Genomic DNA, 7,266 nt, shown 5'->3' on the forward strand with positions numbered 1-7,266 from the left:
ACGTGACGGAACCCGTAACTCGCGTGCTCACACCCGGAACTCGCGTGACGGAACCCGGAACTCGCGAGTTCCGTCCCTAATCACGCGAGTTCCGGCCTCGATCACGCGAGTTACGTCCCTGCTCACGTCGGTTCCGGCTCGGATCACCCCGCGGGGCTCAGTCTTCCGGGGTGAGGAGGGCTGTGACGCGGGCGGCGAGGCGGGTGCTGTCGACCGGGCTGACCGTCACCCACTCCGCCCCACCGCGGCCCGGGGTCTTCGTCGCGCAGTACGCGCCGACGTCGGTGTCGAACCAGGTCAGGCCGCCCACCCGCGCCACCCGGCCCGACGCCGCCCGGCGGCTGACGCTGAACTGCCCCGCCGCGTACACCGGCCGCGCCTGGATCGCCCGGACCTCCTCGAGCTGCGCCACCGCCGTCCCCGACACGGCGTCGGACGAGAGCGCCGACGCCGGCAGGCTGATGCCGTACCCGGGCCCGGCCGACAGCTCCGGCAGGACGTCGACGATCGCCGTGCCGAGTTCGCCGTCGCGGATCGAGTCCAGGCCGATCGTCTGCTCCGGCTGGGTCGCCAGGACGCCGCGGCGGCCGCGGGCCGCCGTCACCGCGCGGAACGGCGTCGCCGCCGTCATGTCCGCCAGCGCCTCGCACGCGACGAACACGTCCGCGCCGGCGAGCAGGTCCAGGCGCGAAGCCAGCGCCGGCTCCAGCCGGGACCCGTCGTAAAGGCCTCGCTCGGCGAGGTTGTCGTAGACGGCCTTCCGCACCTCGGCGCGTTCGGCCTCGGTCACGCCGACGCTGCGGACGCTCAGCGGTTCCGGCGGCCGGTCGTGGCCGAGGTCGGTCCAGAGGATGTCGAACGCCGACGCCGAAACCCGGATCAAGCCCGCCCCAGCGCCGGCGGAGCGGGGAACGTCTCGGCGGGCACGTGCCCGCGCAACGCGGTGTCCCGCGTCCGCAGGACGTCGATCGCCTTCTGCCGCGCGGCCTCCGCTTCGGCGCGGCGGGCCGCCATCTCCTCCGCCAGCCCGGCCAGGACGAACACACTCCCGCTGGACGCCGCGTCGCGGATCATCGACGCCGGGTCGTAGGTCACCGGCGGCGGCATGTCGGCCCGCGCCCGCGCGGCCACCTCGGCCTGCGCCCCCACCGCCCGGCCGACCGACGCCGAGACGGCGGCGGAGTGCGAAAGCCACTGCGCGGCCCGGCCCAGCGAAGCCCGCGCCGCGTCACCCGCCGGACCGCGCCAGTGCTCGTCCGAGGACGCGATCAGCGCGGCGACGTCGGCGGTGGACTCCTGCAGCCGTTGCGCCAGCCCGTCCCACCGCGCGCCCGCCTCGCCCGCGGCGACCGGGTCGTTGCCGCGCCCGACCTCCGCGGCCATCGCCTCGTGGCTGTAGGCCTCGTACCGCGCGGTCGGCACGGGTGGTTCGGGCACGGCGCACCTCCGGGTCAGGGCAGCTTCGGTTCGACCAGCCCGGCCACCGTGCCCGCGCGGCGGCACGCGAGCGGGGTGTCCGAGAAGGCGGTGTTGCTGACGTCGATCTGCACGCTGGCGCCGTCGCCGACCCCGAGGAGCACGGCGCAGGTGCCGTCGGCGGCCTTCTTGTCGGCGACCTTCAGCGCGGGGTGGCGGCCGACCGTGGTCTTGGTGACGTTCTTCTTGGTGACGTCGAGGTCGGCCAGCCCGTCGGTGACGCTGAGGGTCACGGTGACGCCGAAGGTGCCGGGCACGCTCCAGTCGCACGCGCGGGCGCCGGCGATCTCCTTGGGCTTGCCGAGGACGCTGATCCCGGCGGTCGACCGGTCCTGCGGGCCGAGCAGCGTGCAGGGGTCGAGCGCGGCGAGGCCGGTCCAGGCGACCGGCGGGGGTTCGGCCGTGGCGGAGGCGGACGAGTGCCCGGCGGCGGCCGGCTCCGCGGCCGGTGGCCGACCGCAGCCACCGGACAAGAAGAGAAGGAGAAGGACCGGCGCGAGCCACCGGACCTCCCGCCGCCGCACGCTCAGCTCCTCACCCACCCGTGCAGTCCACGCCTTCGGCCGCCTGTTCGTCCGCGTGCTGGTACTTCGCCAGCGCTTCGCCGATCCGCCGCTTGAGCGTCTCCAGCTCCTTGCCGAACGCCGTCAGCTGCTGCACCGCCGAGCCCTGGCCGCCGATGCCGTACTCCGCCATGAACTCGCCGATCTCCCCGGCGTACCCGCCGCCCAGCGGCACGGTCCGGCCGAGCACCTTGGCTTCGCGCACCATCTCGCCCACGACGTCCTGCAGCCGGCCGAGCTTCGAATAGGCGTCCGTGGCCAGCTCCGGCGCGACCGCGAAGCCGCGCAGGTCGTAGGGCAGCTGCGTTCGCACCTCGCTCATAAGCGGTTACGCCTCTCCGTAGCCGGGCGACCTCGAACCGCAGCATACGACAGAGCAGGGCGTCAGCGGGAGCACCCAGAATCGGGTGAATACGCACCCATTCGGGGTATCGTCGCTGCTTGCGCAGTGTCATCGCGGGGTTCCAGCCCCCGGTTCGCCCGGGTTTGACACACTGGGTGGAAGGCTGGTCGCTGCGCGCGGACAGCAGCGAGGGGGCCGTTCGGCCCGGCCGGGCGCAGAATGCGCGCGGCCATGCGCCACCAGGAGGTCGAGTGACGTCGAGAATCCAGTCTGCCGCGCCCGGATCGGGCGAGCAGGCATCCGGGCGGCCGCCTTACCCGGCGGAGCCCGCGGGCAACGGCCGGGTCCACGGTCACCCCGCCAGAGTGCCGCTGGACGAACTGCACGACACCGCGCGGCGGATCGCCGCCAACGTGGAGCGCGTGCTGGTCGGCAAACCCGACGTCATCCGGATCGCGCTGGTCACCCTGCTCGCCGAAGGCCACCTCCTGGTCGAAGACGTGCCCGGCGTCGGGAAGACGTCGCTGGCCAAGGCCCTCGCCCGGTCGATCGACTGCACGGTCAGCCGCATCCAGTTCACCCCCGACCTGCTGCCGAGCGACGTCACCGGCGTCTCCATCTACAACCGCCAGTCCGGCGACTTCGACTTCCGCCCCGGCCCGGTGTTCGCGAACATCGTGGTGGGCGACGAGATCAACCGCGCCTCGCCGAAGACGCAGTCGGCGCTGCTGGAGTGCATGGAAGAGCACCAGGTCACCGTCGACACCTCGACCTACCACCTCGAGCAGCCGTTCATGGTCATCGCGACCCAGAACCCGATCGAGATGGAAGGCACGTACGCGCTGCCCGAAGCCCAGCGCGACCGGTTCACCGCGCGCGTCTCCATCGGCTACCCCGACCAGCAGGCCGAGCTGGCCATGGTCGACGAGCACGCCGGCCACAACCCCCTCGAGGACCTGCAGCCGGTGTCCGACGGCGAGACCGTGCACCGGCTGATCGAGACGGTCCGCGGCGTGCACATCGCGCCGGAGGTCCGCCGGTACGCCGTCGACGTCGTCGCGGCCACCCGGGGCGTCCCGGAGATCCGGCTCGGCGCGTCCCCGCGGGCCACGCTGCACCTCGTCCGCGCGGCGCGGGCACAGGCCGCGCTGTCGGGCCGCGACTACGTCGTGCCGGACGACCTGCACACGGTGGCGGTCCCGGTCCTGGCGCACCGCCTGGTGCTGACCACCGAGGCCCACGCGGCCCGCCGGTCGGCGACCGACGTCGTGCGCGCGGTGCTGCACCGGGTCCCGGTGCCGCAGGGCACCCGGCCCTAGCTTTCCGCCCAAGGGGAAGAGAACCGCATGCTGCGTGCCCTGTCCGGCCTGACCACCCGCGGCCGCTGCCTCCTGGCCGCGGGGATCGCCGCCGCGGTGTGCTCGTTCGTGCTCAACGAACGCGACCTGCTGCGGGTCGCCGTGTTCGTGGTGGCGCTGCCGCTGCTGGTCGCCGCGTTCATCTCGGCGACGCGGCTGCGCATCGGCGCCACCCGCACGCTGCGCCCGCAACGGGTCGCGGTCGGCGGCAACGGCGAGGTGCAGCTGGAGCTCTGGCGCAGCGGACGGCTGCCCGCCGGCGAGATCCTCCTCGAGGACGGCGTGCCGTACGCGCTGGGCTCGCGGCCGCGGTTCGTCGTCGAGCGGCTCCCGCACGACCGGCGCGTCGCCCTCCGCTATCCGCTGCAGCCGGTGCTGCGCGGGATCCAGCAGGTCGGACCGCTGCGCGCGACGATCACCGACCCGTTCGGGCTGTGCGAGTTCGAGCGTGAGCTGATCGGGCACTCGCGGCTGGTCGTCGTGCCGCGGGTGGTCCCGCTGTGGGGCCTGCCGAGCGGCGCGGGCATCGGCGTCGGCGACGACGGCACGGTCCGGCTGCACGCGGGCCAGGGCGAGGCCGACGTGATCGTCCGCCAGTACCGCCAGGGCGACGACCTGCGCAAGGTGCACTGGCGCTCGACGGCCCGGCGCGACGAGATCATGGTCCGGGTGGAGGAACGCCCGTGGCGCGGCGGCACGACGGTGCTGCTGGACCACCGGGCGGCCGCCCACCACGGCAGCGGCCCGGCGGCGAGCCTGGAGTGGGCGGTGTCGTTCGCGGCCTCGGCGGCCCTGCACCTGCGCCGCTCCGGACATCGCGTCCGCCTGGTCAGCGAACACGGCGTCACCCTGGCGGACACCCCGGGCGACGGCGGAGACCACTACGACCACGTCGTGCTCGACGCGCTGGCGGCACTGCAGCCGGCGCACCAGCGCGACATCACGCTGGCCGGCGACCCGGCCGAGGGCCAGGAGCTGATCGCGGTGCTGGGCACGGTGAGCACGGAGGCGGTGCACGAGCTGACCCAGTACCGCCCGCGCGGCATCCGGAGCCTGGCGGTCCTGCTGGACACGCCGACGTGGTCGGCGGGGGTTTCGGCGCCCGAGCAGAGGGCCGCGGCGACGGAGGACTCGGCGGCCCTGCTGCGCGCGGCCGGCTGGGGCGTGATCGTCGCGGGGCCCGGCTCGCCGATGCCGCAGGTGTGGGCCGAGCTGTGCCGCAGCGGTGCGCGCCGCGGCACGCTGATCGGGGGGCCGCGATGAGCACCGCCGCACCGCCGCGGAAGTTCGACCGGCCCGCGCCCCGGCCGGAACGTCCGCTGTCCGCCTGGCGCAGCAGCGTTCTCGCCCCCGTCGCCGCCGGGGTCGCCACCCTGTGCGCGGCCACCTCGGTCACCAGCGTCGTCTCCGGGCTGGCGTGGTTCGGCTACCTGTTCGTCGCCGTCCTGCTCATCGGGGCTTCCGGCCTGGCCCTGCGCTCGCTGCAGGTGCCGACCGTCCTGGTCGGCTTCGGGCAGCTGCTCGTCCTGCTCTTCCTCATCACCGGCGCCTTCACCACGCACGGCATCCTGCAGGTCATCCCCGGCCCGGAAGCGTTTTCCGAGATCGGGACCACGCTGTCGGCCGCCGCGGAGCAGATCCGCGTCGGGCTGCCGCCGGTCGAGGGCAGCCAGCCGATCCTGTGCCTGATCACCATCCTGATCGGGCTGGTCGCCGTCCTCGTCGACACGCTGACCGTCGCCGCCGCGGCGCCCGCCGCCACCGGGCTCGTGCTGCTCTGCGTCTACGCCGTCCCGGCCGCGCTGAGCGAGGAAATGCTGCCGTGGTGGACGTTCCTGCTCGGCGGCGCGGCGTTCGCCGGCCTGCTCGCCGTCGACGGAAACCACCGGCACCGGCGCTGGCGCACCCGGGAAGCCCCGGGCCGCAGCGGCAAGCCGGGCGTGCTGTCCGCGCCGGTCGCGGTCGTCTGCGCGGCGATCGTGCTCGGCCTGCTGGGCGGCGCGATCACGTGGGTCGGCACGGTCGGCCGGATGCCGTTCGGCGAGGGCGGCAACGGCCCCGGCACGGGCTCCGGCGGCTTCGGCATCCAGCCGTTCACCGAGCTGCGCGGCATGCTCGACCAGGGGTCGAACCGCGAGCTGTTCAAGGTCCGCGGCCTCGGCACCGACCGCAGGCTGATGCGCGCGATGACGCTCGACACCTACTACCCCAACAAGGGCTGGGGCCTGCACGACGAAGGCCGTTCGCAGCAGGGCGTCCCGGTCGGGCCGCAGCTGCCGCCCGCTCCGGGCGACGACGGCACCGGCACGGCACGCCGGATCGACGTCGAGCCGACCAGCTGGCGGGACAACTGGCTCCCGGTCTACGGCGCGCCGCGCGTGATCGACGGCACCGCCAACGGCTACCTCTACGACCAGATCAGCGGCACGGTGTTCACCACCCGCAGCGAAGCGCCGCCGTCGTACACCGAATACGCGTCGCTGAAGGAACCGACGGCCGCGGAGCTGCGCGTGACGCCGCGCGTCGACGACCTGCCGCCGCGCTACACGCAGATCGACCAGGTCGACGAGCGCGTCCGCACGAAGACCGAGCAGCTGATCGCCAGCGCGTCGAACGACTTCGACCGGGCCTCGGCGATCTGGCGCTACTTCACGGCGCAGCAAGGGTTCGTCTACGACACGAAGACCGCGCCGGCGAACGACGCCGACGCGCTCGCCGACTTCATCCTCAAGGGCAAACGCGGCTTCTGCGAGCAGTTCGCGTCGGCGATGGCCGTGATGCTGCGGGTGGCGGGCATCCCGTCGCGGGTGGCGATCGGGTTCACGCCGGGCGTGCAGGTCAACGACTACCTGTCGATCAGCACCCAGGACGCGCACGCGTGGGTCGAGGCGTACTTCGGCGACAAGGGCTGGGTGACGTTCGACCCGACGCCCCTGTCGGACGGCCGCGGCATCACCCCGTCGTACCTGCAGGCGGGCCCGCAGAACGGCAACCAGCCGGACGACACCCAGGTGGCCCCGAGCACGGTCCAGTCGAGCGCGGCGCCGACCGGCGTCCCGCGCGACAACGAGCCGAACGTCCCGGCGCAGTCGGCCAAGGAAGCTTCGGGCAGCGACGACTGGCTGGTCACCCTCGCCCTGGTGCTGGCGGCGCTGGGCGCGGGCGCGCTGTTCGTCGCGGCGCTGCTGCGGCGGGTGCTGGACCGCGGACGCGCCACCACGCGGAAGTCCGCGTCGGAGTCGTCGTCCGGGCCATCGCCCGGCCCGGCCGAAGGCGATCGGAGCGAGGGCTCCCTGCTGGTGCGGGCCCCGGCGCCGGTCGCGGCCCCGTCCCGCCCGCAGGCGCTGGCCGGCTGGCTGCCGCTGCTGGCGGTGGGGCTCTGGATCACGGCGCTCGGCCTGCTCGCGGCGACGGTGGCCTGGTGGCTGGGTGTGCTGGTGGTGGTCCTGCTGCTGATGGTGGCGGGGCCGGCGATGGTCCGCGAGGCCCTCCGCCGGCGGCGCCTGCAGCGCATCGTCCAGCAGCA

General features: G+C 74.1%; 7 protein-coding genes. 3 read left to right on the plus strand and 4 right to left on the minus strand.

All coding sequences use genetic code 11. The features are described from left to right. Positions 1–157: 157 nt before the first annotated feature. Genes CCN39_RS24470 through CCN39_RS24485 form a run of 4 tightly spaced genes read right to left on the minus strand, consistent with a single transcriptional unit; the run spans position 158 to position 2,361 of the window. Positions 158–883, minus strand: a complete 726-nt coding sequence (locus tag CCN39_RS24470) for an ESX secretion-associated protein EspG (RefSeq protein WP_086845690.1) — start codon at positions 881–883, stop codon at positions 158–160. After that, the gene (locus CCN39_RS24475; protein ID WP_086845692.1) at positions 880–1,437 is read right to left on the minus strand and encodes a PPE domain-containing protein; all 558 of its coding nucleotides are present in this window, start codon (positions 1,435–1,437) and stop codon (positions 880–882) included. Before CCN39_RS24475 ends, CCN39_RS24470 begins: the two co-directional genes overlap by 4 nt. A gap of 14 nt (positions 1,438–1,451) precedes the next feature. Then, the gene (locus CCN39_RS24480; RefSeq protein ID WP_244210981.1) at positions 1,452–2,018 is read right to left on the minus strand and encodes a DUF3558 domain-containing protein; all 567 of its coding nucleotides are present in this window, start codon (positions 2,016–2,018) and stop codon (positions 1,452–1,454) included. After that, positions 2,011–2,361, minus strand: coding sequence for a hypothetical protein (locus tag CCN39_RS24485; RefSeq protein ID WP_086845694.1), 351 nt, complete (start codon positions 2,359–2,361; stop codon positions 2,011–2,013). The genes CCN39_RS24480 and CCN39_RS24485 overlap by 8 nt, the downstream gene beginning before the upstream one ends. Positions 2,362–2,633: 272 nt before the next feature. Here CCN39_RS24485 and CCN39_RS24490 point away from each other — a divergent pair, with 272 nt between their 5' ends. The 3 genes from CCN39_RS24490 to CCN39_RS24500 all read left to right on the plus strand — a co-directional run. Next, positions 2,634–3,701: an AAA family ATPase gene (locus CCN39_RS24490; RefSeq protein ID WP_208630354.1), complete on the plus strand. Its 1,068-nt coding sequence runs from the start codon at positions 2,634–2,636 to the stop codon at positions 3,699–3,701. A 27-nt stretch (positions 3,702–3,728) separates the two neighbouring features. Beyond that, positions 3,729–5,003 (plus strand): DUF58 domain-containing protein, encoded by a 1,275-nt coding sequence (locus tag CCN39_RS24495; protein ID WP_086845698.1) that lies wholly within the window; start codon positions 3,729–3,731, stop codon positions 5,001–5,003. After that, the coding region (locus CCN39_RS24500; RefSeq protein WP_086845702.1) for a transglutaminase TgpA family protein at positions 5,000–7,266 on the plus strand (2,267 nt) is incomplete at its 3' end. The genes CCN39_RS24495 and CCN39_RS24500, both read left to right, overlap by 4 nt.

This window comes from Amycolatopsis kentuckyensis, assembly GCF_002155975.1.
Classification (GTDB): Bacteria; Actinomycetota; Actinomycetes; order Mycobacteriales; family Pseudonocardiaceae; genus Amycolatopsis; species Amycolatopsis kentuckyensis.